1 protein-coding gene is annotated in these 477 nt (G+C 39.6%); it reads left to right on the forward strand.

Annotated elements, in window-relative coordinates:
* A partial coding sequence (locus tag JHD63_RS22845; RefSeq protein WP_198973099.1) for a hypothetical protein occupies positions 1-477 on the forward strand: 477 nt, incomplete at both ends.

Consider the following 477-nt stretch of genomic DNA (forward strand, 5'->3'; position numbering starts at 1 on the left):
GGCTAAGGCTTGCCCTCAATAAAATCATTGTTGAATATTATTGCCATTGCGGACTTGACAGGACCTCTATCAAAGCAATGATCAATGCTGTTGACCAGTTGGACGTAGGCATTGAAAATATACGTTACTGTAATAGTTCCCAATTGATGCGCAAGCCATCTGACAATGAAATATCGCACCTGATCATCATTCGTTCGGATAAAAATAGAAAGATCTTATATGCCTATATCGAACTGTTCAATATTGTGTGCGGATTTATTATGCTCCAGGAAAACTACCAAGGAAATCCTGTAAACTATGTGTACCATCAGGACGCTATTACCAGGAAATCTTTAACAGAAGAAGTAAGTGTTGACCTTGACCAGATGGAGGATATCTTTGCAGGCATCGAGCACAATGTTGACACATTTGCCGAACGACACCAATCAAGGATCGTAATGGATAGCATTAAAGAAAGAAGCTCAATCATACTGGAAG

Source organism: Xylophilus sp. ASV27 (genome assembly GCF_016428875.1).
Taxonomy (GTDB): domain Bacteria; phylum Pseudomonadota; class Gammaproteobacteria; order Burkholderiales; family Burkholderiaceae_C; genus Xylophilus.